This is a genomic window from Gemmiger sp. (assembly GCF_036306485.1).
Taxonomy (GTDB): domain Bacteria; phylum Bacillota; class Clostridia; order Oscillospirales; family Ruminococcaceae; genus Gemmiger.
In genome coordinates this window covers 58427-83661 of record NZ_JAXJZK010000051.1, presented here as the reverse complement: position 1 = coordinate 83661, position 25235 = coordinate 58427, and the positions used below count along the sequence as shown (strand labels likewise).

Sequence of the window (25235 nt, the reverse complement as noted above, 5' to 3'; positions counted from 1 at the left end):
CTGTCAGCCGCGGCGGACCGTGTACCGCTGCAGCTGACGGGTGATCTCTGCGGCATCTTCCTCGGTTCTCATCAGAATCAGGAAGGTATCATCACCCGACAGGGTGCCCACGACATGTTCCCAGCTCTTGGCATCAAACACTTCGCAAGCCGCGTTGGCCATGCCGGAAAAGCACTTGACCAGCACGAGATGGCCGGCGTAGTCCACGTTGAGCACCGATTCACGGAAGATGGTCTCGAACCGGTTGGGAGAATGGGCCACCTTGCCGGCATTGCCGGCGGACATGTAGCGATAGCGCCCGTCACCGGTGGACGTTTTGACAAGACGCAGCTCGCGGATATCGCGGGAGACGGTGGCCTGCGTGACGTCAAAGCCTTCCCGTCGCAGATGCTCCAGCAGATCTTCCTGCCGGTCAATGGGATATTTTTCAATCAGGTCCAGAATGGCCTGATGACGTGCACTTTTCATGGCCGTCTCATCTCCTCATCAGTTTGGTTTCAATGGCATGGAACTGTTCGGTGCCGCCGAAGGTGATCAGTCCCAGCTGATCGGGAGCCGTAGAGATATTCACGGCTTCACCGGGCTGCAGGTCACAGCGGGCGTTGCTGTCGGCGCTGACATAGACGGTTTCCCGGTTGTCCTTTTCGGCGACCACCGTCAGGCGTCTGTCAGAAGAAAATACCAGCGGGACGGCACGGACACTGTGCGCACAGACCGGCGTCAGCACCATCACCGGGGCCTTGGCGTCCAGAACCGGCCCTCCGGCGGAAAGCGAATAGGCGGTGGACCCGGTGGGGGTCGCGGCAATCACACCGTCGCTGCGGTAACGCGCCACAAAAGCGCCGTCGCAGTAGATGGTATAATCCATCGGATGCAGCCGGGAATTGCCGAACAGAACAATGTCATTCATGGCGGTCTGAATCCAACCGTGGGCGGTAACCTCGGCGCGCAGAAGACGCCGGGGCTCGATGGCAAAATTCCCCTCCACCAGCAGGGAGAGCTTGCGGGGCAGTTCACTGACCTCACAGGTGGCCAGAAACCCGACACGACCCAGATTGACGCCCAGGACCGGTTTGCCATATTTCAAGCAGTCCGCCGAAGCCCGGAGCAGCGTCCCGTCACCGCCCACCGTGATGATCTGGTCGGCCTGTCGGAAGGCCTCCGGATACGGCATGAAGCGGGCACCGGACCCCGGAAGATCGGCAGAAAATTCATCGGGAAGAAGCGGTCCGGCACCCATACCGCACAGCAGCGTCACGATCTGCCGGGTTACCGTCAGATCGGTATCTTTCATTCGGTTTGGCAGAAGCAAAACCTGCATAACATCCCTCTTTCCGGCCGGTTCAGTGCAGATTCGGGGCCTTGTCCAGTGCCGTATGGGCAGCGGCCACAGTCTGTTCGATCAGACCGTCCGGCAGCGGCTGCGGCGTTTCGGAATGACGGACATACATCAGGAATTCGATGTTGCCTTCCGGTCCCTTGATGGGAGAAAAGTCCAGGCCGGCTGCCGTGAAATGGTTGGCCAGAGCGTACTGCTGCGCCGTGTGAAGGACCTCCCTGTGGGTGGCGGGGTCCCGCACGACGCCTTTCTTGCCGACCTTTTCGCGGCCGGCCTCAAACTGCGGCTTGACCAGGCAGACGCCCACCGCATCCGGCGTGCAGATGGCATCTGCGACCGGGAAAATATGCTTGAGAGAAATAAAGGACACATCCACGCTGAAAAACTCGATCCGGTCCTGCAAATCTTCCGGTGTTACATTGCGGATGTTGGTCCGTTCCATATTGACAACGCGGGCATCGGTGCGCAGACTCCAGGCAAGCTGCCCATATCCCACATCGACGGCATAGACCTTGACCGCGCCGTTCTGGAGCATACAGTCTGTGAAGCCGCCGGTGGAAGCACCGATATCCATGCAGATCTTGCCGTCCGGTTTCATCGGGAAGACCTCCATGGCTTTTTCCAGTTTGAGGCCGCCGCGGCTCACATAACCGATGTCGTGACCGCGCACCTCCACCTTGGCGCCTTCCGGCACAAGGTCACCGGCCTTGTCGGCTTTCTGCTCGTTGACAAAAACAATTCCCGACATGATCAGCGCTTTTGCACGTTCACGACTTTGGGTATATCCGTTTTGACACAGGTACTGGTCAAGACGAAGTTTCATCAGGACACCGCCTTTCGATGTTGGAGGACTTTCCGGGCCAGCGACGCACCGTCCAGTCCCTGATCCATCCGGAGCTGCGGTACCGTTGCATGGAGCAGACGGGTATTATCCACGCTGCAATGCAGGAAACTTCCCTGCCACCCGGTCTGCTGCAGGGCAACACAGAGCTGCTGCCCGATGCTTCCGACCGGAACGGCCTCCTCGGCAAACAGGATGGTGTGGTAAGAGCGGAGCCGGTCGCACAGACCTTCCGGCAGCGGATAGATCTGGACCAGCTTGCAGCAATCCGCTGCAACACCCTGTTCGGCCAGAAGATCGGCTGCAGCAAGAAGTTCTTCACTCTCCGCACCGTAGCTGACCAGGACGGTATCGGCCCCTTCATGGACCGAGATCATGTCATACAGACTGCCGGAGCAGCCCAGCGCCGCCAAGGCAGGCTTTTCTCCCCCGCGCGGATAGCGGATGGCACGGGGACCGGACATCGTCCCGACAAGACGGTCCAGCCAGTACTGCAGTTCCGCATAGTTGGCGGGTGAGAAGGTCGGAATCCCGATCTGGCTGAAAAATCCCGGATCGTAGATTCCCTGATGCGTTTCTCCGTCTGCGGGAACAAGGCCGGCGCGATCCACGGCAAAGATAACATCCAGATCCATCAGATGAACGTCGTGGATCATCTGATCGTAGGCACGTTGGAAGAAGGTGGAGTAGATGGCCACGACCGGCAGAATTCCCTGGCTGGCCAGCCCTGCCGCAAAAGTCACGGCATGCTCTTCCGCCATGCCGACATCAAAGAACCGGTCCGGCATCGCGTGGTAGAAGAAATTCAGGCCGGTTCCGTATTTCATGGCCGCCGTGATCGCACAGAGCCGCGGAATCTGCTGTCCCAGTTCCGCCAGACGGGTGCCGAAGACCGTCGAGAAGGAATCCTTCGGGGATACTTCGGGGTTGGTCAGATGGTTCAGATCAAATGCAGAGACACTGTGGAACTCACCGGGATTTTCCTCGGCAGGTTTGAGTCCCTTGCCTTTGCGGGTCACAATATGCAGGAAAATCGGAGAAAACTGTTCCTGCAGGTTGGTGAAGAGGCGGATCAGTTCCAGGACATCGTGACCGTCCACGGGTCCGATATACTGGAAGCCCATCTCCTCGAACATCGTGGAATGGTAGATGCCGCGCCGGATCACTTTTTTGCCGTCCTGCAGCAGTTTGACCAGATCACCGCCCACGACAGGAATTCGGTCCAGGGCGGTCTCCATGCGGGCTTTGGCGTGAAAGTATTTGGGATCGGTCCGGAGCTTGGTCAGATAATTGGCCATCTGGCCGACATTCTTGGAGATGGACATCTTGTTGTCATTGAGCACGACAATCAGATTGTTCAGGTTCCCCACATTGTTCATGCCTTCATAGACCATGCCGCCCGTGAAGGCGCCGTCGCCGATGATGGCGACCACCTTGCCGGGCTCGCCCTTGATCTTTTTGGCGCGTGCAACGCCGATCGCTGTGGACAGCGCCGTGCTGCCGTGTCCGGCAATGAAGGTGTCACAGGAACTCTCACGCGGGGAGGGAAAGCCGGAAATCCCGTCCTTCTGACGCAGATGGGAGAAACCTTCCCGGCGGCCGGTGAGAAGTTTGTGGGTATAACATTGATGTCCTACATCGAACAGGATCTTGTCCGTCGGCAGATTCAGAACGCGGTGCAGGGCAACCGTCAGTTCAACCACGCCGAGATTGGAAGAAAGATGTCCTCCCGTTGAGGATACGCTGTCGATCAGGAAGCGGCGGATATCCGCACAGAGCAGCGGAAGCTCCTGCGGAAGAAGCTTTTTGACGTCTCCGGGCTCCTTCATCCGGTCCAGATAAGGATAACTCATTTTTACATACCTCGTTCAGTCAGTTCATGCCATCGGCATTACAAAACCGATCATCACGCCGAAAACGGCGCCGGTCAGAACCTGGATGGGGGTATGACCCACCATTTCTTTGAGTTTGCGGTCTCCTAGGAACGGCAGAATTTCCGATTCCTGATCCATCCACTCGCTCAGCATCCGGTTGAGCACCTTGGCCTGCTCTCCGGTTTCCCGGCGCACACCCATGGCGTCATACATGACGATGATGGAGACAATCAGCGCCAAGGCGAATTCCGTCGAGCCGGTGCCGCAATACCGGCCGGTGGCAACGACCATGGCACAGACAGTGGCAGAGTGGGCACTGGGCATACCGCCCGCTCCCCACAGTCGTTCGGGAATAAACCGTCCCAGAATAATCAGATTGAGAAGCACCTTGATCAGCTGTGCGAGGATGGAGCTGACCAAAGCCGTTACAAGAACATAATTCCAGCTCAACGCCTTCAGCAAAAGAGCCATCGGGGATCTCTCCTTATGGTTATTTGTTGCGCTTCAGCAGTTCACGGGCCATTTCCCGGAGAAAATCCGCCTCCGGACCAAACGAGTCCAAAGCCCGCAGGGCTGCTTCATTGTGTTGCTGTGCCAGCGTGCGGGCACCGTCCAGGCCATAAAGCGTCACAAACGTGGTCTTGTCGTTTTCCGCATCGCTGCCCACCGGCTTTCCGAGCTCCTCGGTGGTGGATGTCACATCCAGAATGTCATCGACAATCTGGAACACAAGACCAAGCTCGGCCGCATAGGCCCTGAGCGATGTGCGGACCGGGTCTGCGGCATCGGCAGCGTCACAGCCGAGCTCCGCCGCGGCAATGATCAGTGCGCCGGTCTTGTGGGCATGCAGTTCCAGCAGCTGTTCCTCGGTGGCGCGGCAGGTCTCATACCGTTTGTCCAGTTCCTGGCCGAACAGCATTCCCCGCGCGCCGCCCGCAAAGGCAAGATGCCCGGCCGCCGCAGCACGGCTCTGGGCCGGCAGTGCGGCATTGGCCAGGACCTCAAACGCAGCGGTCACGAGTGCATCGGCAGCCAGCAGAGCCGTGGATTCCCCGAACTGTTTGTGGCAGCTCAGCCGTCCGCGGCGGTAGTCGTCGTTGTCCATGCAGGGCAGGTCATCGTGAATCAGCGAATAGCAATGCAGCATCTCAATGGCCGCTGCATAATCCAGCGCCGTGTTCCAGTCCGCGCCGCACAGGCGGGCACTGGCCAGGACCAGAACGGCGCGCACCCGTTTGCCGCCGCAGAGCAGACTGTATCGGGCCGCACGCCCGATCTGCGCGCGCTCGGGCAGATAACAGTCACACAGATGCTGCAGACGCTGTTCGGTCTGCGAAGCAAATTCGTGGTATTGTGTCTGATAGGTTGCCGGGTCCATACAGGTCCTCCCCTTTCTCAGTCGGCTTCCGGCTGCGGCTGGTCCTCTGCAGGCGCCAGCGTCGCGTCGATCTCGTCAATCTGAATTTTTGCCTTGTTCAGGGTATCGTTGCAAAACCGGATCAGCTGTGCCGCCTCGGCATAAAGCTTGACGGACTGGTCCAGCGTGGTGTTGTCATCCTGCATCTGTTCCAAGACGTTCTGCAGACGCTGCAGGCCGTCCTCAAATGTTTTGGGGTTCTTCATCAATCTGCCTCACAGAGCGTTTACCAATCGTATTTACGGTACATTTGGCACAGGCGTCGCGACCCGTCACCATGATCTGCTGTCCGGGCTTCAGGTTCCCGACAGGCACACAATGCCCGTCCGGGTCCTGGAGCATGGTATAACCGCGGCTCAGCACTGCATAAGGATTCAGCGATGCGGCCAGCGCCGCAGCGTTCTGCAGGCCGGTGTATCCGCGGCTGCACCGGGTATGTGCTGCATCCCGGACAGAAGAGGTCAGTTCGTCCAGCCGGCGTGCTTTTTGGCTCAGATTCTCCTGCTCCCGCTGCATCATCCGCATGGCGGAAAGCTCATTGAACTTATTATAGCATATTTCCAAGCGGGACTGTATATTTTTTTGAATATTTTGTTCGGCAATGAATATTTTTCGGCGCACTTCGGCCTGATCAGGCACACAGAGTTCCGCCGCAGCGGAAGGTGTCGGGGCGCGGAGGTCCGCAACATAATCCAGAATCGTTGTGTCAATCTCATGCCCGACAGCGGACACCACCGGTTTATGGCAGGCAAAGGCGGCACGGGCGATCTTTTCACTGTTGAACACCCAAAGATCCTCTTTGCTGCCGCCGCCCCGGGTTACAAGGATGAGATCCGGCCGGGGATCGGCATCCAGACGGCGGATTGCCTCGACAATCTGCTGTTCTGCCAGCAGTCCCTGCACATTGACCGGTGCCAGCAGCAGCCGGATCATCGGCCAGCGGCGGGACATAACCTGCCGGATATCCTGCAGTGCCGCGCCGGTCTTGGAGGTGACCACGCCGATGCAGTGCGGGACAGGCGGAAGGGCACGCTTGCGCGAAGGATCAAAGAGACCTTCCGCGCCCAACTTTTTCTTGAGTGCGTCAAATGCCATCTGGGCGGCACCGGCCCCGAAGGGGCGCAGGAATTCACAATACAGCTGAAAAGCTCCGTCCCGTTCGTAAATCGTCGCATACCCGTACGCGAGCACACGCATCCCGTTCTGCGGCGGAAACCCCAACAGACGGGCCTTGTCCCGGAACATGACGCACTTGATGGAGGCGTTCTCGTCCTTGAGCGTGAAATAGCAGTGCCCGCTCTTCTGATGCCGCACGAAGTTGGAAATCTCGCCACAGACAATCAGGTTGTTCAGCGGTTCGCACTGTGCCAGGAACTGTTTGGCCAGGCGGTTCAGCGTGGTTACATCGATGTATTCGGCCATGCGTCGACCTCCCTTGCCGCCAGGATGGAAACACCGATGGCGTTGTCACTGGCAAATTTCCCCGGCACAAAGGCAGCCTGGGGCATGCGTTGGGTGATATACCGGCGCACGACACTGCTGCTCATCACGCCGCCCGCAAATACCACCGGCAGACCCGGATGCTCCTGCAAGGCCGCCGAGGCCATACGGAAGAGGGTTTCGGCCACGCAGAGCAGACAATAGTTGCAGACATAGGCGGGACTGTGCCCTTCGGCAAGCAGCCGTTCACACTGGTTCTGCAGCCCCGACAGGTGGCAGTTCATGCCCTGCACGCTGACCTTGGGGCGGACGGGCTCGGTACAGGTCTCCGCCAGTTCGCTGACATAACTGCCGGCCGGGAACCCGTATCCGAGCCGGACGCCGAGACGATCCACGGCCTGTCCGGCATAAAGGTCCAGACTGGTGCCGAGACCGACAATCTTGTCGGGCCCGTCACAGAGCAGCAGATCGGTGGTGCCGCCGGACACATGGAAAACCAGCTCCTGCCGTCCGAACAGCTCTTCCCCGCGCGCAGCAAATAAAGCGGCGGCAATATGCCCCTGCTGATGGGTGGTTCTGACAAGCGGAATCCCGCGGGCGGCGCAGAAGGCCGTCGCGGCATTGACGCCGGCAAGAAAACACGGCATATAGGATTTTTCGACGGGTCTGGGCCGCGCCGAGACCCCGACTGCCCCGACAAGGCGCAGGTCGGCTTTGCCGGCAATCTCGCGGATCAGATCCGGAAGGGCTGCCGTGTGATGAAACAGCGCATCACTCTGCCGCAGTCCCAACTGCCCTGCCTTGACGGGCAGGAAGCGTTTGCAATCACAAACAACCTCTCCGGCGTCGGTGTCGAACACGGCCAGAGAGGTTGCGTAGTTGCTCGTATCAATCCCCAGGGTCAGCATGACGGTGCAGGCTGATCGCCCTGTGCCCGGGCTACGGTGCCGAGCAGACCGTTGACAAACTGATAATCGCTGTCCGCGCCATACTTTTTGGCCAGCTCGACGGCCTCGTTGATGGCAACACCGGGTTTCTTCTCATCGCCGTACAACATCTCTGCCAGAGCCAGCCGGATGGCAACCAGACTGACGCGGGACACACGCGACAGCGTCCAGCCCTTGAGGTTGGCCGTGATCACGGCATCGATTTCCTGCGCATGGTCCTGCATATCATGCAGCAGACGCAGGGAAAACACATCCAGCGGATGTTCATGGGATTCCGGCTGATTCAGCAGCATCGGCTGCGGATCATCGGGGTGAAACGTCGCGGAAAAGGCCGCAAGAAACGCATTTTCACGCGCTTCGCGGCGGGTAAGATTCTGTTCCATGGTATAACTGTCCAATCCTGTTCGTTATGCTTGTGCTTCTTCGGCTTCGGCAAGGCCCGCCACGATCACATCCACGCGGGAAACCGTGATTCCCGTCATGTTCTGGATGGTCTGCTTGACGTTCTCCTGCACCTTGGCACAGACCGGCATGATCTTGCAGCCGTACTTGGAGATGATGTGGATCTGAACCGAGGCAACACCGTCATTCAGCTCCACTGTGACGGGCTTCTGCAAGCTGGCCTTGCTCAGAATTCCCTGCACGCTCTGCATGGTTCCGGAAGAAACATCGGCGACGCCATCGATCTCAAGCGCCGCAAGACGCGCGATCTTGGCCAGAACGTCTGTAGAAATCTGCAGGCTGCCGTCAACTGTATTGCGTACATCCATTTTCTATCCTCCCGCTGCCGGATCGTCGCCGGCGTCCGATTTTGGTAATGATCTGTAGACAGTTTACCACAAATCAGCGGCGTTTGCAACCGATGCCGGGGGTTATTTTACCTCCACAACGGTAATATCCTGTGCGCTCAGATCGGTGCATTTGCTCAGCACCTCATCCCGGATACGGGTGACTTCATCCGCCGTCAGGGCATCGTTTTCGGTCATGACGGTGATCTCCGCCCGCCCGCTGCCCAGGCTCACCACGCAGTCGGCAAAGCCTTTGGACTTGATCAGATTCTCCACGCTGGACTCGACGGTGATGCTGCTGACCTGCTCTTCAAGCTGCTGCGTGATCTTTTCCTTTTCCTCCTCGCTGAGGTCGGCGTTCTTCAGGGTTTTCTTGATGGTATCCAGTGCCTCGTCCCGTGCCTTGGAGCGGGACAGCCGTGCCTGCTCGAAAAACTCCTCGCCGGAGTCTTTGCTGACGCTGACAAGCTGGGCCTCCCCGTAATTTTTGGAAGCCTTGTCATCGACGGACTCGGTCTCTGCCGTCAGCGGATCAAATACGGCCTGTGCCTGGTCTTGGGCGGTGTCCTCCACGGCGGAGACGGTCTGCGTCGCGGACGAGTCCTCGGCGGTCTGGGCCGCCTGCGGGACCTTGTTCGAGAAGGACCAGTTCAGATACACCGCACCGCCTAGCGCCAGTGTCAGAATTGCCAGCGTGATGCCCCGCCCTTTTGCGTTGCTTTTCATACCCTTTCCTCCTTATGTCTGCAGTTTGTTGACCGTGATATGATTTGCGCCGGCGCCGGTCAGGACGCTGACAAGTTCGGTGATCCGGAGTTGGATGCCGGGCTGATCGCCCCCTTCGCAAAGGACTGCAACGCCGCGGACCTGCGGCTCCTGTACGGTCTCGACCAGACCTTCGGAATTTCCGCTCGTCAGCACATGGCTGGAACGGGAGGTCTGCTGGGTTTCGGTGGTACTGGTCTCGGTATCCTTGGCATAGACGGTCTCCTGATCCGATTCCAGCGTGACCATGACACGGGTCTGCCCGGCACCGTCCATCTGGGAAATCAGCTCGCACAGACGGTTCTCCAGCTCGCAGACATAGGCGGTATCGGATGTCTGCACGTCCGGTGCGGCAGCGGCCGGTTCGGGAATCCATTCGGAAACGCCGATCAGCAGCATTCCGAGAATGCCGCCCGCAACCAGAAGTCCGGTTCTCTTTTTCTCGTCGCCCCAAACGCCGCGCAGCACTGCGGCGGCATCGCTCGGAAACTTCATTGTGTGTCCTCCAGGGTATAGCGGATACCGCCGCCGTATTCCTCCAGCAGTGCAGCAGCCTCTTCCCGGTCTGCCGGATAAACCAGCCGGACCCGGATACCGTCCTGCTCCGGGAGGACGGTGGATTCAATGCCGTTTTGCCGCAGAAGATCCTGCAAAGCCTTGGCGGATTCCTCCGTCCCGAGTTCCTCGAGATACCCGGAATAATCCGGGATGGCAGTCCCCTGCTGTGCCCAGTCCCGCAGATCCCCGGCAAACTGCAGCCAGTCCGCACCGGTCACCCCCTGGAGGACCGACGCTATAATATACAGCGTGAGCACCGAATTTATGACGGATTTGAGTGCACTGTCTGGCCAGAACGTGCGGATCATGCCGGCCAGGGCGCTCAGAATACAGCACCGCAGAGCAAAATAACGCACAGAGTCCATCCTGTTTATCCTCCATTTCCGCCGATCAGCAGAAGCGCTGTGGACAGGATCACCATGAAAAAATACAGAATCGCGACGGAACCGCACAGGCGGGCTCCCTCCCCGAAAAGACGGCAGATCTGACCGCACTGCTTCTGTCCGCTGCCGGAGGCCACGATTCCGGCGCAGGAGAACGCCAGCCAGTACAGACCGCATTGCAGCAGGACCGGAACGAACGCAGCTGCGAGAGCGGCAAGAACTGCCAGTGCCAGGGAACCTTTGAGAAGCTGGATAGCCGCGGCGGCACCGGACAGCGCAGCGGCGGCGGCATCCCCCACCAGAGGCACAGCGGTGGAGAGGAGTCCTTTGCCGACCCGCAGCGCCGCACGATCCGAGTTATAGGCCAGAATGTTCTGCAGCCCCAGCACGAAAGCAAACAGACGGCCGCTCCATTTGAGCAGCAGAGAAAAGCAGCGGGAAAACAGCCCGGCGGCTTCCCCGATTCCGCCGCTGCCCCAGATGGCACTGCAGACCGCAAAGCAGAAATAGATCTCGAGAACCGGCAAAAGCAGATACTCGATCGCGGTGGACAGGAAGGCCGACATGGCATAGAACATCGTGCTGTAGACGGTGGCCCCCGCCTTTTGTCCGGCCAGCAGGGAGATGCCGCTGAATACCGGGATGAAGCCGGTCAGATAGGCCTGGCTGGTCTTTGCCGCGGAAGCGACGCTTTGAACCAGCTGCATCATGGCAGAAAGGCAGAGGGTTCCGAATGCAAGAACGGTGATGCCATCGAGACAAGGGCGCCATCGGTTCTTGTCCAGCAGCATCCCCACCCCGCAGGAGAGCAAAAGAAACAGGATGGCCTGACGTGCCAGATGCAGCGGTTCTGCAACGGTGCCGGAAATCCATCCGAACAGCATGTCCAGCAGGCCGGAGAGGTCCAGCCCCAGCACACTGTCCGAGGAAAGGCCGCTCTGCCGCAGAATGGACTGCACGTCACCGGGGAGCTCCTGGGCTGCGGCAGGCACCGCGCAGAGCAGCATTATGGCAAGAAGGACAGAAAGGAAGCGACCAGCGACTGCAAAAGCGGCAGTGCCTGCAGCATGGCCAGGACACGGCCGCAGAATTCCAGACAGGATGCAGCCGCGGAAAGGCCGGCTTCCTGGCAGATGCCTGTCCCGAGCTGTGTGATCAGAGCAATGGCCAGAACCCGCAGAAGCAGAGAGAAGGAGGCAACGTCGGTCCGGGCCGCCAGGTCCTGAAGCTGGGACAGAACCGGCTGCAGCTGCTGGGCAGCCAGACCCAGCAGCGTGAGCGCTGCGCACAGCGAGATCAGGAATGCGAACCCGGGCTGGTCCTTTTTCAGGGTAAGGGCCAGAATGCAGGCGATAACCGCAAGTGCGGCGGCTTTCAAAATCAGCATGGTTCATTTCTTATAAATCAAACAGTGCCTTGATCAGCACAAACAGATCACTGATTTGCCGGACCAGAATCGTGAGTACGACGATCAGCCCCGCCAGCGTTGTCATCATGGCCTGATCTTCCCGGCCGGAACGGATCAGCAGCTGGTTCAGAACCGCAACAATGATCCCGGTGGCAGCGATCTTGAAAACAAGGTCGATATTCATTCGGGTATCCTCCGAATTCAAGAGAGTAGGACGGCTGCCAGCAGGCCGAGACAGGCTCCCAGCCGGGGCGCCAGAAAGCGGGTCTGCATGCAGCGCCGCTGCTGTTCCTCGGTTTCCCGGCGGCAGAGGGAGGCCAGGGCGCCCAGCGTCCGGCAGGCGTCACTGCGGGAAGAGGTTTCAACGGAAGCAAGGCCCTCCCGCAATTCGTTCCCATAGAGGGCAGCCAGTCCCGGCGGCGGAACCAGTTCCTGCAGGGTGCGGCAGGATTCGGGATGAAAGCACGCAAATCCCGGCTGCATGGCTGCCAGCGCCAGCAGCTCATCACAGGGCAGGGCGCGACAGCGCAGAGTCCGGGCCAGAAATTCCAGCAGACGCACAAAGGCAAGACTCTGGTGCCAGCGGTGCATTCCCTGCAGACCGATGACTTCCCCCATTCCGAATCCGACCAGGATCAGCAGCACAATACCGGCGGATTTCAGCCAAAATACCGTCATGGCAATGTTTCCAGGCGGGCAACCTCACCGGGGTGCTCGCGTCCGGACAGGAACACAACGGTTTCAAAAGCGCCCGTGCCCAGCAGTCGGACCAGCTGCGGCTTCCTGCGCAGATGGTCCGGGCTGTCGCAATGAACAGACGCCAGAAACACAACACCGGAAGCCAGCCCCGCCTCTACGGCGGCGATGTCCGCGGCAGTGCCCAGCTCGTCACAGACAATCACCTGGGGGTTCATGCAGCGAAGCGCCATACTGATGCCGTCAGCTTTGGAGCAGCGGGTGTAGCAATCGCAGCCGGTCCCCTGCAAAGCGGGTGCCAGCTCACTGCGCTCGTCGGCAATGCAGAGGATGCGATCACTGCGTTCTAAGTACTGGATCATGCTTCGCAAAAAGGTAGTCTTTCCGCTGCCCGGGACCCCGGCTACCAGAATACCGGCACCGAGCGTGTCCAGAATCTCGAGCAGCGGAGGCGGAAGAACACAGGACAGATGCCGGGAGATCCGAAGATTCAGAGAAGTGACGGCGGCAAAACCGCCCGGGCTCCGGGTTCCGGCCACGCCGATCCGTCCGCCGTTTGGCAAGGTGAAGAATCCCTGACGGAGTTCCTCCTCGTGGGCGTAGACCGAGTGGCGGCAAAGGGAAAGAAAACAGCTGCGGAGCATTTCCTTTGTCAGACAGGCGGCGTGTTTGGCATCGGACAGAAAGCGGCAGGCAGGCTGCAGACGCCCTGCAATTGTGAACTGAACCGGGAGTCCGGCCCGCAGACGGACTTCCTGTATCCGGGGAGCAACGGCGGAATGGAGCGCCCGGAGCTCGATGCGCAGCGGGTCAGGCAGAATCTCGATTGTCGAGTAGTACTCGTCCATTTTTTCTTCACCTCCACACTGACACTGTATTCCGGGACCCGCCTGCCTAGAACCCCGTGCGATTCTTTTGCGGGACAATACAAAAACCCGCCGCCGAGCGGTTTGCTCGGCAGCGGGTTTTCATGCAAAGTGCGGGTCACCCCTGGGCCTGATCGATCATGCGCAGGAACTCCGCCTCATCAATGACGGGAATGCCCAGTGTCTGGGCTTTGGTCAGTTTGGAGCCGGCGGCCTCCCCGGCCAGGACATAGGCCGTTTTTTTGGAGACGGATCCGCTAGCCTTTCCGCCATTGCGGACGATCAGCGCTTCGGCTTCCTGCCGGCTCAGACTCGGCAGCGTGCCGGTCACCACAATGGTTTTGCCAGTGAAGGCGGTTCCCTTCTTCTCGCCGTGCCACTCCATGTTGACGCCGGCTTCGGCCAGTCGGGACAAAAGATCGGCCGTACCGTCCTTGGCAAAGAATTCCACAACACTCTGGGCCATGATTTCTCCGAACCCGTCGATGGTGCTGATATCTTCTGCGGCAGCAGCCTGCAGGACACTCATGGTGCCAAAATGTTCGGCCAGCAGCGCCGCGGCCTTGTCGCCGATGTTGCGGATTCCCAGACCGAATACCAGTTTGTCCAGGTTGTTCCGTTTGGAATTGTCAATGGCCTTCAGAAGGTTGTCGGCGCTTTTCTCCTTGAACTTGTCCAGCGTCAGAAGCTGATCCTTGGTCAGATGATACAGATCGGCGACAGTATGCACGAGTCCCCGGTCAATCAGCTGCTGCGCCACGGCTTCCCCCAGGCCGTCAATGGCCATGGCATTGCGGGAGGCAAAATGGATCAGGTTGCGCAGGCTCTGCGCCGGACATTCGGGATTGACACACCGCAGCGCGGCTTCATCCTCCAGATGAACCACCGGTGCCCCACAGGACGGGCAGACATCCGGCATGTGGTACGGCTGGGACGACGCCTCGTGCCGGACCACCCGGATGACCTCGGGAATGATGTCTCCGGCCTTGTGCACTTCAATGGTATCGCCGATGCGGATGTCAAGCGAGGCGATCATATCCCCGTTGTGCAGGCTGGCGCGGGACACGCTGGTTCCCGCAAGGAAGATCGGATCAAATACCGCGGTGGGAGTCAATACGCCGGTGCGGCCCACGGTGACTTCAATATCCCGCACGGTGGTTTCCTTGATTTCGGGCGGATATTTGAAGGCAATGGCCCAGCGGGGAAATTTGTTGGTAGATCCCAGGGTGTTGCGCGCAGCAAGATCGTTGACCTTGATGACGGCACCGTCCATATCGAAGCTCAGCGTACCGCGGAGCTCCCCGATGTGCTGGATTTCCCGGATGGCATCCTCAATATCCTTATAGACATTGTATCGCGGCGAGACCGGGAATCCCAGCGATTTGAGATAGTCCAGCGTTTCACTGTGAGACGTGAATTCACGCCCGACTACCCGCTGGAGGTTGAACACAAAGATGGAAAGGCCTCTTGCAGCCGTGATGCCGGCGTCTTTCTGGCGCAGAGAGCCGGCGGCCGCGTTGCGAGGGTTCTTGAAGGGCGTTTTGCCTTCCAGCTCCTGCTGTTCCCGCAGCTTGAAGAACGCGTCGTGGGGCATATAGACTTCGCCGCGCACTTCAAGAAATTCCGGCGCTCCGGGCAGTTCATGGGGAATGTCGGCGATCGTCATCAGGTTTTCCGTCACATCCTCCCCGACAACGCCGTCACCCCGTGTGGAACCGCGAACAAGGCGACCGTTTTCATATTCCAGACTGACCGAAAGGCCGTCAATCTTGACTTCCACAACGTACTGCGGGACAACGCCGGCTTCCTGTACTCGGGCATCAAATTCGCGCAGTTCGTCAAACGAGAAGGCGTCCTGCAGGCTTTCCATCTTGACGGCGTGCGTTACCTTGCTGAATTTGCTACTTGCGGTGCCGCCCACATGCTGCGTGGGACTATTCGGCGTTACCAATTCCGGGAATTCTTTTTCCAGTGCCTTCAGTTCCTGCGTGAGTCTGTCGTATTCAAAGTCCTCAAGTTCCGGCGCATCCTGATCATAATACAGCCGATTGTTGCGCTCAATGACGGCGCGCAGTTCTTCTGCGCGTTTGCGGGCTTGTTCCAGTTCCATGACCTATGGCCCTCCATGTGCGAAAAATCCGATGCGGACAAAGAAAAAAGCCCGTCCGATTGGACAGGCTTTTTTTGGTGGAGATGAGGGGGATCGAACCCCTTACCTCCTGCATGCCATGCAGGCGCTCTCCCAGGTGAGCTACACCCCCAAGTGTTGCGCCGCCATCCGGCGACTTTGTTATTATAGCAGCAGGCTTGAAAAATGTCAAGCACTTTTTCAAAAAGTTTTTCCGGGTGCAGATGCAGACACATGGCCGACAAAGGATCGGGTGCAGCTCCTGTATGCTCTTAAGAGCGTTTTGCCGGAATCCGAGCAAAAGATAAAGAAATCACACAGAGAAAGCCGTTCCTGATGGATGCGGACGCTGAGAAATGACAAGACGGCAGGGATGAGGCAGCGGATCACTCCTTGGGACAAACCTGTCGCCTGGTGCAGAGTCTTTTGGCATGGCAGGATCTTCTCTCTTGCAACGGCTTGGATTCTCTTGAAAGCATAAGTTTTGCTGCGGCGGGAAGTTCCGGCCTGTTGAGAGAATCTTGGAGCCCGGACAAAATAAAAAGACCTGAAACTTTCGTTTCAGGTCTTTTGGTGGAGATGAGGGGGATCGAACCCCTTACCTCCTGCATGCCATGCAGGCGCTCTCCCAGGTGAGCTACACCCCCAAGTTTCTTGCCGCAGAAGCCAGCTCCGTGCGACAAGTGTTATTATAGCAGCTGACTTCGGGATTGTCAACGTTTTTTTTCAAAAACTTCCAATTTTTTTCAATGTTCGGGGTTCTTGACGGTCCGGCTGTCACGATATTCCGACTCCAGCTTGGCGGTCAGGAAACTCTGGCTGCTGTAAAAGCCGGAATACCCCGAAAGAAGATAGCAAAGCCCGCACACAATGGCAAAGTACAGCAGGCCTTCCGAGCCAAACAATTCAATCGACAGAAACAGCGATGCCGTCATACAGTTGGTGGCGCCACAGAACACCCCCACAAGGCCAAGCGCCGCACCGAATCCGGCCGGGATTCCCAGCAAGGGGGCCGCCACACAGCCGAAGGTCGCTCCGACAAAAAAGCTCGGGACAACCTCACCGCCCTTATATCCGGCGCCCAATGTGATTGCCGTCAGAAGGATTTTGGCAAGAAAGTCCCACGGCAGGGCACTCCCCTGCTCGATGGCTTCGGTGATGGTTGTCATTCCGGTGCCGTTATAACGCATTTCCCCATATCCGACAGTGAATGCCACCACAAAGGAACCGCCGATTACCGCGCGCAGCCAGGAGTTGGGGAAGCATTTTTTGAGAAGGTGCTCCGTTCTGTGGAGCACCTGACAGAAAAGGATGACAACCAGTGCGCACAAGACAGCAAACACCGCAACACGCACCGTCATGCCGGGCGCAGCAGCGGGAGCGGTGACGGAAAAATGCGTAGGGGCCACGCCGAACGCCAGCGATACGGCATAGGCAACGAGGGCCGCTGTAAAACATGGCAGGAACGCAGAATAAAAGACAAGCCCCACATTGATGACCGTCATCGAGAAGAGCGCCGCTGTCAGCGGAGTCCCGAACAGGGCAGAAAACAGAGCGGCCATACCGCACAAGGTGGCGGTGCGGCGGTCGTGGTTGGAAAAATGCAGCCATCCGCCCACATGCCAGCCGATGTCGCCGCCCATCTGCAGGGCTGCACCTTCCCGACCGGCACTGCCGCCGGCCAGGTGCGTCAGAATCGTGCTGAGGAACATGACCGGAAGCAGCCAGAAACTCAACGGTTTGCCGTCCTGCACACAGTCAATCACGTCGTTGGTGCCGACGCCCTCAATCCGGCCCTTCTTGTACATGGCGACAATCAGAAGACCGGCTGCCGGCAAAAAGAAGAGCAGCCAGGGATGCGCCAGCCGTTGAGCGTTGGCAATCTCTACCAAAACATGAAAAGCCGTTCCGATCAGGCCGCTGAATACCCCCACAAGGCAGGCAAGCACCAGCCATTTGGCTACGCCTCGGGAATAGATGGCCACACGGCGGATTTCCTGCCGCAGTATCTCATTCATAACCGCATCACACTCCACATAGTTCCGCATCGTTCTTTCGGAAATACGATCACGCTTGCTCTTCCGGCAGTCCGGCAAGGCCGAGACTGTGAAGCAGGCTTTCTCTGGTGTACAGGGTATTCAGGACCCGAACCAGTTCTTTTTTGCTCAGGCGCGGCGGAAGCCCCAGCGTTTTGAGGAACGCACGGCGCTTTTCGGCAGCGTTGGGGCCGCCGCTCAGTCCCCATTCGTACAAATCGGTGTAGGTGATTTTGTCTTCCGGCAGCGGCCGGTCAGCATGGTCGGGCGCCCCGGCAAGCGCATCCTGCAGGGCCCGGATGAGAAGGTCATCGGCGATGCCTTCCACGCCCAGCAACCCTTCCCTGCCCGGCTCCGCTTTGCGCGGTTCTTTGCCCGGCAGGGCCGGAACATACGCCTGCAGGACGTTCTGCGCGCCGACCAGTCCGGTGAGAAAATGGCGGATGCGAAACCCGGCCGCATCGGAATCCGTCAGCACAATCAGACCCTGGGCGCGGGCTACCCGCTTGAAAAGTTCCTGCATGGCCCGATCTTTAAAAATGGCGAAACCGTCGGTGGTCAGGATGGTACCGTCCACCAGGTTGGTCAGCCGGGCGGCATCGTATTTCCCTTCCACCACAAGGGCCCGCGAGAGTTGCAGCTTCATGAAGATCTCCTTGTCAGTGCCAGCTCGCATAATGCTTTTTGCAGCAGCAGATCGGCGTCCAGCGGACTGCCTTTCAGGTCCTGGTCCAGTTTTTGCAAAATGCGCAGGCTGGCTTCAATCTGCGTGCGATGGAACCGGGAAGCCGTCTGCTCGGCGTTCCCGAGGCGATAGTTCCATTTTCCGGTATACTTGAAGTCTTTCGCAAGATCTGCCAGAGAGCGGCGGCTTTTACGCGTCAGATACGCCCGGTAGATGTCCAGATAATTGCCGATCAGCGCACCCGTGATCAGGATAGGATCATTCTGCAATTCCAGAAGGGTCTGCAGCTTGGAAAGTGCCTGCCGGGTCTTCCCTGCCGCCACGAGTTTGACCATGTCGAAGGTGTCGGCGTCCAGGGTGATGGTACCGAGCGTCTCAATCATCTGGGGCGTGATGGAACCGTAATTGCTCAGCGCCGCCAGTTTGGCCACTTCGTTCTGCAGCAGAAACTGGTCATCGCCGCAGCGGTTCAGAAGCATCTCCTCCGCCCCGGAAGCAAACTGCGCCCCCGACTCGGCCGCCCAGCCACGTGCCATCTGCTGAAGAGCGGCGCGGCCTGGCTTGTTGATCTGGACACAGTAGCCCAGTTTTTCACAGGCGGAAATCAGCTTCTGCTCCCGTTTTCCGGGTTTGATCTTTCCATATTTCTCTTCCAGTACACTGGTCAGAATAAAGACAGCGTTTTCCGTTTCGGCCAGTGTGTCGCACAGCTCCTGCAGATCCTTGTCGGAATAGGAGGAGGGGCGCAGCAGCGGCAGCATGACCAGACGCTTGCCGCCGAAAAAAGAGATGGTTCCGGCGGCAAGGATGATTTCCTCCACCTGCGGGGCGGGACCGTCGAGAACCGTTGTGTCCGGCGCATCCTCCGAGAGGGCTTTTTCCACCTTATTGGCGGCAGTGCGGACCAGCGCTTCCTCGGATGCATAGAAATAATAGACCGGGCAATCGGTCTTGAGTCTTTTTTTCAGCTCGGAATCACTGTACAGCAAGTTTCTGCACCTCCTGAAAGACGATACTGGAACCGGGACGTAGGATGGCTGTGGGGTAATCCGGCCCGTAATAGACGGTTTCGGCGTTGATACTGTCAAGCCACGAAGGAGAAGGATCATTGGTCAGACAAACCGAAGCGGTCAGCGACGAAGGACAGGTCCCGGAAGCCAGGAACAAGTCGGTGAAAAGTTGCTGATCTGACACAAACCGGCCGGAGGATGCTCCGATCTGACAGGTATCCAGATCAATCAAGACAAAACATCCGTCTGTGCTGTGATACAGGGTCATGGTCATGGTATCGAGCAGCGGACAGGAGGTTCCGTTTTCTTCCAGGGCGGGAGTCACGACAACCGGGGCATCCAGCGGCGAGGCCGAAGAGACCGTTCGCAGGTCAACGACCGTCTGAAGTTCGGGGTTGCCATGGTCCAGCAGATATTCCTGAACGGCGCGCGCATTGGATGTTCCGCCGCGCAGCAGGACGGCAGCCCGGGCATTCTGTGTCAGGATGACACAGGGGTTGCCGGCAGTTCCCACGAGGACCATCTCGACAACATCCCTTTGAAAGAACAGCCCGAAACAGACGGCGGCGGCAAGACAAACGGCCGCGCAGGGCAGGTAGAACAGCAGTTTGTCCGCCCGCAGGAAGATGACAGCCAACACCACAAGAACGAGCAGCACAAAAATCGTATAATTGCGCGGGAGATCCAGATGCGAAAATGGAAGCGACGCGCAGAAAGAGATGATGCCGATCATCCAGCGTAGCCAGATTCCCAGCAACAGGCTGATGCCGTGCAGCACCGGGGCCAGAAATCCGAACGGGGATACGATAAGGGCCAGAAGCCCCAGGCGCAGTGCAAATCCGAGCATCCAGACCACCAGCAGATTGGTCAAAATGGCCACACCGCTGGTCATCATATTGTGAAGCAGCAGCACGGGAAGCGTTGCCGCGGTGGCCAATACCGCACATTGTAAGGATTCGGCCAGAGAGAGCAGCAGTGCCGCAATGGGGTGAGAATCTTCCTCATCGAGACGGGACAAAACCCACCTGCGTTCCCGGCGCACCAGCCAGGAAGCCGCCTGAACGCCCACCACACCGCAGAAGGAAAGCTGAAATCCGAGATCGCATACGGCGTAGGGCTGAATGCCGATCAGGACTGCTGCAGCTCCGAGCGAGGACAGCGCATCCGGCGGCTGCAAAAGTGCATACCCGGCAAGCGCGATCAGATAGACCGTGCCTGCACGCAGCACCGATACCGGAAACCCGGTAAGAGCCATATAAAAGACAAGTGCAAGTGCCTGAGCCAGCAGAAACGGCGGGGAAAACCTGCGCCGTTTGGCATCACCGAGCAGGAAGATTCCGCAGAGCAAAGAAACATGCAGCCCGGAAACCGCCAGCAGATGGGACACTCCCGCCGTTCGGAACATATCGGAGAGGGATTCGCTCAGCTTGCTTTTGTCACCCAGCAGCATGGCGGCTTCCAGCCCCGCCAGGTCGTGCGGCAGATACCGGCGCAGCCTGGCCGAAAGTTCCTGCCGCAGCGCATACAGACGGAACATCCAGGAATCGGATGTTCCCTCCCGGTGATAGTCCCCGGCATATTCGGCGTTGAGCCAGATTCCCTTGGCATAGCGGTTCATCCGGTAGCGATTCTGTTCAACTGTCGTCAGATTCAGCGTGACCGATACGATACTGCCCGGTTCGGTATACGGCAGGTCGCTGCAGTAGACGGTTACTGAAGAAGGCTGACCATCGATTTCGGTGAGGAGCAGGGTTCCCCTCTGGCGGTCCTCCAGCCAGGAGGTCTCGGCATCCGTCTGAACAACTGCCTTGCAGTGAACTGTGGCGCCGGCAAGATCTTGCACCGGACGGACCACGGTACTGCGGTACAGCACGCTCCAGACGGAACCGAGGGCAATGCCCAGCAAAATCGGCAGTACACGGTTCCGGAATGCCGGCTTCAGGAAGGCAGACGCCAAAACAAAATCTGCCGTCGCCAGCAAAATCACTGACGGCGGCAGATACGCCGCTGCCAGCTCTGACAATGCGAAGGCAAAACCAAAGCCGGCCAGCTTACGAGTCATTTAGTGAACGAACAGCGGAAGCGGCTCCAGGAAGATGATATCCTTGCGCTCGGCTGCATCGCCCTCGGCAAGAACCGCCGCCTGGGCCACAATCTTGCCGCTGCTCCGCGCAGCAAGGGCATCCAGTGCATGCAGGCTGCCGCCCGTGGAGATCACGTCATCCACGACCAGAACGCGCTTGCCGTTCATGAAGTCCAGATCCTTGCGGTCAATGACAAGCGTCTGCTTGCCGGCCGTCGTGATGGACTGGTCTTCCACCACCACCGGGTCAGACATATACGCCTTGACGCCTTTGCGGGCCGTGATCCACTTCTTCCCGCTCTGACGGGACATCTCGTAGGCAAGGGGAATTCCCTTGGCTTCCGCAGTCAGGATCACATCGAATTCAGGACACTTTTTGAGCAGTGCTTCCGCACAGGCAATCGTCAGTTCCACATCGCCGAACATGATGAACGCGGCAATGTCCAGATGGTCGTTGACCTTGCAGATCGGCAATTCACGGGTCAGTCCGGCCACATGAAGCGTATACGTCTCAGCCATGGTGTTTGTAAACCTCTTTTCAATCATTCAAAAGCTTTGGGGCAACCGCAGGCCATCAGCCCGGAGGCCATGCCAGGCTGCGCTTTGCGAGCACATGGAAATGGAGATGGCGCACGCTCTGGCCGCCGTCGGCACCCACGTTGGTGACGACACGGTAGCCGCTTTCCGCCACGCCAAGTTTGGCGCAGAGCTGCGCAATGACCGCATAGATATGACCCAGCAGGGCGGCATCATCCTCCGTCAGAGCGGCGGCGGAGTCAATGTGCTTTTTCGGGATGACAAGAAAATGCACGGGAGCCTGAGGATCAATGTCGTAGAAGGCCAGCAGTGTATCATCCTCGTACAGTTTGTTCGAGGGGATCTGGCCGGCTGCGATTTTGCAGAACAGACAATCTTCCATCGTATTCCCTCCTTTGTTGCAGAATATCTTTCCATCCTATTATAACAGAATCAGTTGGCTTTTTCCAGTTCTTCCTTGACAATTCCCTCCACAGCCTGCAGAGCGTCATCAATCTTGGAAGTGTCCCGGATGCCCGCCATTGCGAACTCCGGCTTGCCGCCGCCGTTGCCGCCGGCAATGGCAGCGATCTTCTTGACCAGCACACCGGCCTTCAGTCCACGGGACAGCGCGTCCTTGCCGACGCCGACAGCCAGCGTGGTCTTGCCGCCGTCACTGCCGATCAGCGCACCGACGGCGTTGGGCGCCTTGTCACGAATCTGATCAAGCATGCTGCGCAGCGTATCGGAGGAAGTGCCATTGAGGTAGATCGTCACAATGCGCACGCCGTCCACAACAGCAGCATTCTGGAACATGCCGTCAATGCGCAGCGAAGCCAGCTTGGCGCGGGCAATTTCCAGCTGCTTGGTAGTCTCTTTCAGCTCTGCAGCCATGGCCTCGGCACGGGCCGGAACATCCTTCATGTTGTTGGCCTTGAGGGCAGACGCCGTCTGATTCAGTTCGCTGGTGCGCTCATTCAGCAGATCCAGCACGCCAAACGCTGTGGTGGCCTCGATACGGCGGATGCCGGCTGCGACGCTGGACTCGGACAGGATCTTGAAGCAGCCGATCTGTGCGGTGTTCTTCACATGTGTGCCGCCGCAGAACTCGGTGCTCCAGCCGCTCGCGTCCACAACACGGACCACGCTGCCGTACTTTTCGCCGAACAGGGCCATGGCGCCCATCTTCTTGGCTTCCTCAATGGGCAGGTTCTGGATGGTAACCGGCAGAGAGGCATAAATCTTCTCGTTGACCAGCTGTTCCACGCGGTTCAGTTCTTCCTGCGTGACAGCGCTGAAATGGGTGAAGTCAAAACGGGTGATCTTGTCATCCTGATAGCTGCCGGCCTGATGGACATGGGTGCCCAGCACTTCGCGCAGGGCCTTCTGCAGCAGGTGGGTGGCGGTGTGGTTGCGGCAGATTGCCATGCGGCGGGACTCGTCCACCGCAGCCGTCACGGTGTCACCGGTGCGGATCGTGCCGTCCAGCAGGGTGCAGGTATGGACATAATAGCCCTTCGGGGTCTTTTTGACCTGGTTGACTTTCAGATTGGCGCTGCCGCTGCTCAGATAGCCGTGGTCGGCAACCTGGCCGCCCATTTCCGCATAGAACGGCGTGCGGTCCAGAACCACCAGGACACCTTCACGGGCTTCATAATCGGTGGAAACGGCATCGTTGAGTTCTTCGCCGTCGGACAGAGCCAGAACCTTGGCGCTCTCCTTGAGCGTGTCATAGCCGTCAAAGACGGTCGGCTCGGCATCGAGGTCACCGAACAGGTCGGCACTCCAGCCCGAGATATCCTTGGAGAGACGCTCGGCGCGGGCACGCTCGCGCTGCTTGGTCATTTCAGCCTGGAAGGCCTCCTCATCGACAGAGACACCGGCTTCGGCAGCGATCTCCTTGGTCAGGTCGAGCGGGAAGCCGAAGGTATCGTTGAGCTTGAACACTTCCTCACCGGAGAGGACTTTGTCCTTCACGTCCTTGAGGCGGTCGATCATGCCGTTCAGGATGTTCAGGCCGGCATCGATGGTTTTGTAGAAGCGCTCCTCCTCGGTGCCGATGACCTTCTTGATATAGGCCTCATGCTCGCGCAGTTCGGGATAACCGGCTTCGCTGGACTCGATCACGACATCCACCAGTTCGGTCAGGAACGGATGGTCGATGCCCAGCATCCGGCCGTGACGGGCAGCGCGGCGGAGCAGACGGCGCATGACGTAGCCGCGGCCCTCGTTGGAAGGCAGAATGCCATCCGAAGCCATAAAGACGGTGGCGCGGATGTGGTCGGTGATCACGCGGATGGAAACGTCATCCTTTTCGTTCTGGCCGTACCGCTTGCCGGCAATGTGCTCGACGCGATGCAGAACAGCCGCAACGGTATCGACTTCAAACAGGTTGTTCACGTCCTGCATGACGACGGCCAGACGCTCCAGGCCCATGCCGGTATCAATGTTGGGACGAGGCAGCCGGGTGTAATGGCCCTTGCCGTCCGAATCGAACTGGCTGAACACCAGGTTCCAGATTTCCATATAGCGGTCGCAGTCGCAGCCCACGCCGCAGGTCGGCTTGCCGCAGCCGTACTTTTCGCCGCGGTCAAAGTAGATTTCGGAGCAGGGGCCGCAGGGACCGGAACCGTGCTCCCAGAAGTTGTCTTCCTTGCCCATGCGGACCATATGATCCTCGGGCACGCCGATCTTCTTGGTCCAGATATCGTAGGCCTCGTCATCCTCGAGATACACCGAGACATACAGTCTGTCGGCGGGGATTTCCAGAACCTTCGTCAGGAATTCCCAGGCCCAGGGAATGACCTCTTCCTTGAAGTAGTCCTGGAAGCTGAAGTTGCCCAGCATCTCGAAGAAGCAGCCATGCCGGGCCGTGATGCCGACGCGGTCAATATCCGGCGTGCGGATGCACTTCTGGCAGGTCGTCACGCGATGGCGCGGCGGCTCCTCCTGACCGAGGAACCACTTTTTCATGGGAGCCATGCCGCTGTTGATCAGCAGAAGGCTGGGGTCATCTTTCGGCACAAGGGGAAAACTGCCCAGGCGAAGATGACCTTTGCTTTCAAAAAAGCTCAGATACTTTTCACGAAGTTCATTGAGTCCTGTCCACTGCATAATTCCTGATTCTCCATTTCCTATGCAAAAATAGAACAAGCCGGCGGCAACACAAAAACGGCCTCCGCTCCCGGTCCGTTTCCGGACCCAGGGGCGAAAGCCGTCAAACTTCCGTGGTACCACCCAAATTGCAGAGAATTTCCTGCCGCTTGCTGCACATTAACGCCGTGCGTACGTCCGGTTCTGCCGGAAGCTCCGGGGTGGCTCTGCTCCTGCCGCGGCAGGTACCTTGCACCGAACGGTACCCTCTCTTCTGCCGGCAGCGTGTGGGGCATTGGCCCTTTCAACGCCATTTTTCCATTTACGTCTGCTATTATAGGCCCAGTGCTGCCGGTTGTCAA

The 25235-nt window shown here is 58.7% G+C and carries 27 protein-coding genes and 2 tRNA genes; all 29 read right to left on the bottom strand.

Translation table 11 applies throughout. The features are described 5' to 3' along the window. Window positions 1–3 precede the first annotated feature (3 nt). The 29 genes from U0L91_RS11000 to alaS all read right to left on the bottom strand — a co-directional run bounded on the left by U0L91_RS11000 (window position 4) and on the right by alaS (window position 24894). The gene (locus U0L91_RS11000; RefSeq protein ID WP_330046924.1) at window positions 4–468 is read right to left on the bottom strand and encodes an arginine repressor; all 465 of its coding nucleotides are present in this window, start codon (window positions 466–468) and stop codon (window positions 4–6) included. A 7-nt stretch (window positions 469–475) separates the two neighbouring features. Beyond that, on the bottom strand, window positions 476–1321 hold the full coding sequence (locus U0L91_RS10995; RefSeq protein ID WP_330046922.1) for an NAD(+)/NADH kinase: 846 nt from the start codon (window positions 1319–1321) through the stop codon (window positions 476–478). 22 nt (window positions 1322–1343) lie between these two features. After that, window positions 1344–2162 (bottom strand): TlyA family RNA methyltransferase, encoded by an 819-nt coding sequence (locus tag U0L91_RS10990; RefSeq protein WP_330046920.1) that lies wholly within the window; start codon window positions 2160–2162, stop codon window positions 1344–1346. Then, entirely contained in the window at window positions 2162–4033 is a 1872-nt protein-coding gene (dxs, locus tag U0L91_RS10985; RefSeq protein ID WP_330046918.1) for a 1-deoxy-D-xylulose-5-phosphate synthase, read from the bottom strand. Before dxs ends, U0L91_RS10990 begins: the two co-directional genes overlap by 1 nt. A gap of 24 nt (window positions 4034–4057) precedes the next feature. After that, entirely contained in the window at window positions 4058–4525 is a 468-nt protein-coding gene (locus U0L91_RS10980) for a divergent PAP2 family protein (RefSeq protein ID WP_330046917.1), read from the bottom strand. A 19-nt stretch (window positions 4526–4544) separates the two neighbouring features. Then, window positions 4545–5432, bottom strand: coding sequence for a polyprenyl synthetase family protein (locus tag U0L91_RS10975; RefSeq protein WP_330046915.1), 888 nt, complete (start codon window positions 5430–5432; stop codon window positions 4545–4547). 17 nt (window positions 5433–5449) lie between these two features. Further along, the gene (gene xseB / locus U0L91_RS10970; RefSeq protein WP_330046913.1) at window positions 5450–5677 is read right to left on the bottom strand and encodes an exodeoxyribonuclease VII small subunit; all 228 of its coding nucleotides are present in this window, start codon (window positions 5675–5677) and stop codon (window positions 5450–5452) included. Beyond that, window positions 5655–6893, bottom strand: a complete 1239-nt coding sequence (gene xseA / locus U0L91_RS10965; RefSeq protein WP_330046911.1) for an exodeoxyribonuclease VII large subunit — start codon at window positions 6891–6893, stop codon at window positions 5655–5657. Before xseA ends, xseB begins: the two co-directional genes overlap by 23 nt. Further along, the gene (locus U0L91_RS10960; protein WP_330046909.1) at window positions 6872–7819 is read right to left on the bottom strand and encodes a tRNA (adenosine(37)-N6)-threonylcarbamoyltransferase complex transferase subunit TsaD; all 948 of its coding nucleotides are present in this window, start codon (window positions 7817–7819) and stop codon (window positions 6872–6874) included. Before U0L91_RS10960 ends, xseA begins: the two co-directional genes overlap by 22 nt. After that, window positions 7813–8241, bottom strand: a complete 429-nt coding sequence (gene nusB, locus U0L91_RS10955) for a transcription antitermination factor NusB (protein WP_330046907.1) — start codon at window positions 8239–8241, stop codon at window positions 7813–7815. The genes U0L91_RS10960 and nusB overlap by 7 nt, the downstream gene beginning before the upstream one ends. Before the next feature lie 24 nt (window positions 8242–8265). Next, window positions 8266–8628 (bottom strand): Asp23/Gls24 family envelope stress response protein, encoded by a 363-nt coding sequence (locus tag U0L91_RS10950; RefSeq protein WP_330046905.1) that lies wholly within the window; start codon window positions 8626–8628, stop codon window positions 8266–8268. Window positions 8629–8730: 102 nt separating this feature from the next. Next, a complete protein-coding gene (locus tag U0L91_RS10945) occupies window positions 8731–9372 on the bottom strand; it encodes a SpoIIIAH-like family protein (RefSeq protein ID WP_330046903.1) in 642 nt (213 codons plus the stop codon). 12 nt (window positions 9373–9384) lie between these two features. Beyond that, window positions 9385–9906, bottom strand: a complete 522-nt coding sequence (locus U0L91_RS10940) for a stage III sporulation protein AG (protein ID WP_330046902.1) — start codon at window positions 9904–9906, stop codon at window positions 9385–9387. Continuing rightward, window positions 9903–10325, bottom strand: a complete 423-nt coding sequence (locus U0L91_RS10935) for an SPOR domain-containing protein (RefSeq protein ID WP_330046900.1) — start codon at window positions 10323–10325, stop codon at window positions 9903–9905. Before U0L91_RS10935 ends, U0L91_RS10940 begins: the two co-directional genes overlap by 4 nt. A gap of 14 nt (window positions 10326–10339) precedes the next feature. Continuing rightward, window positions 10340–11311: a stage III sporulation protein AE gene (locus U0L91_RS10930; RefSeq protein ID WP_330046898.1), complete on the bottom strand. Its 972-nt coding sequence runs from the start codon at window positions 11309–11311 to the stop codon at window positions 10340–10342. A gap of 47 nt (window positions 11312–11358) precedes the next feature. Continuing rightward, a complete protein-coding gene (locus tag U0L91_RS10925; protein ID WP_330046896.1) occupies window positions 11359–11739 on the bottom strand; it encodes a SpoIIIAC/SpoIIIAD family protein in 381 nt (126 codons plus the stop codon). A 10-nt stretch (window positions 11740–11749) separates the two neighbouring features. Next, window positions 11750–11944: a stage III sporulation protein AC gene (spoIIIAC, locus tag U0L91_RS10920; RefSeq protein ID WP_330046894.1), complete on the bottom strand. Its 195-nt coding sequence runs from the start codon at window positions 11942–11944 to the stop codon at window positions 11750–11752. Between the two features lie 17 nt (window positions 11945–11961). Beyond that, window positions 11962–12438: a hypothetical protein gene (locus tag U0L91_RS10915; RefSeq protein ID WP_330046893.1), complete on the bottom strand. Its 477-nt coding sequence runs from the start codon at window positions 12436–12438 to the stop codon at window positions 11962–11964. Beyond that, entirely contained in the window at window positions 12435–13304 is an 870-nt protein-coding gene (locus U0L91_RS10910) for an ATPase, T2SS/T4P/T4SS family (protein ID WP_330046891.1), read from the bottom strand. Before U0L91_RS10910 ends, U0L91_RS10915 begins: the two co-directional genes overlap by 4 nt. A gap of 136 nt (window positions 13305–13440) precedes the next feature. Beyond that, window positions 13441–15432: an NAD-dependent DNA ligase LigA gene (gene ligA, locus U0L91_RS10905; protein WP_330046889.1), complete on the bottom strand. Its 1992-nt coding sequence runs from the start codon at window positions 15430–15432 to the stop codon at window positions 13441–13443. Between the two features lie 75 nt (window positions 15433–15507). Further along, a tRNA-Ala gene (locus U0L91_RS10900) sits at window positions 15508–15583 on the bottom strand. Between the two features lie 438 nt (window positions 15584–16021). Continuing rightward, window positions 16022–16097, bottom strand: a tRNA-Ala gene (locus U0L91_RS10895). Window positions 16098–16196: 99 nt separating this feature from the next. Further along, entirely contained in the window at window positions 16197–17468 is a 1272-nt protein-coding gene (locus tag U0L91_RS10890) for a chloride channel protein (RefSeq protein ID WP_330046888.1), read from the bottom strand. A 49-nt stretch (window positions 17469–17517) separates the two neighbouring features. Continuing rightward, a complete protein-coding gene (locus U0L91_RS10885) occupies window positions 17518–18132 on the bottom strand; it encodes a ribonuclease M5 (protein WP_330046887.1) in 615 nt (204 codons plus the stop codon). Then, window positions 18129–19160: a DNA polymerase III subunit delta gene (gene holA, locus U0L91_RS10880; protein WP_330046886.1), complete on the bottom strand. Its 1032-nt coding sequence runs from the start codon at window positions 19158–19160 to the stop codon at window positions 18129–18131. The genes U0L91_RS10885 and holA overlap by 4 nt, the downstream gene beginning before the upstream one ends. After that, on the bottom strand, window positions 19147–21138 hold the full coding sequence (locus tag U0L91_RS10875) for a ComEC/Rec2 family competence protein (protein ID WP_330046885.1): 1992 nt from the start codon (window positions 21136–21138) through the stop codon (window positions 19147–19149). Before U0L91_RS10875 ends, holA begins: the two co-directional genes overlap by 14 nt. A gap of 105 nt (window positions 21139–21243) precedes the next feature. Then, on the bottom strand, window positions 21244–21783 hold the full coding sequence (locus U0L91_RS10870; RefSeq protein ID WP_330046883.1) for a phosphoribosyltransferase family protein: 540 nt from the start codon (window positions 21781–21783) through the stop codon (window positions 21244–21246). A 55-nt stretch (window positions 21784–21838) separates the two neighbouring features. Beyond that, the gene (locus U0L91_RS10865) at window positions 21839–22183 is read right to left on the bottom strand and encodes a histidine triad nucleotide-binding protein (protein ID WP_330046881.1); all 345 of its coding nucleotides are present in this window, start codon (window positions 22181–22183) and stop codon (window positions 21839–21841) included. A gap of 50 nt (window positions 22184–22233) precedes the next feature. Then, a complete protein-coding gene (gene alaS, locus U0L91_RS10860; RefSeq protein ID WP_330046879.1) occupies window positions 22234–24894 on the bottom strand; it encodes an alanine--tRNA ligase in 2661 nt (886 codons plus the stop codon). Between the last annotated feature and the right edge of the window lie 341 nt (window positions 24895–25235).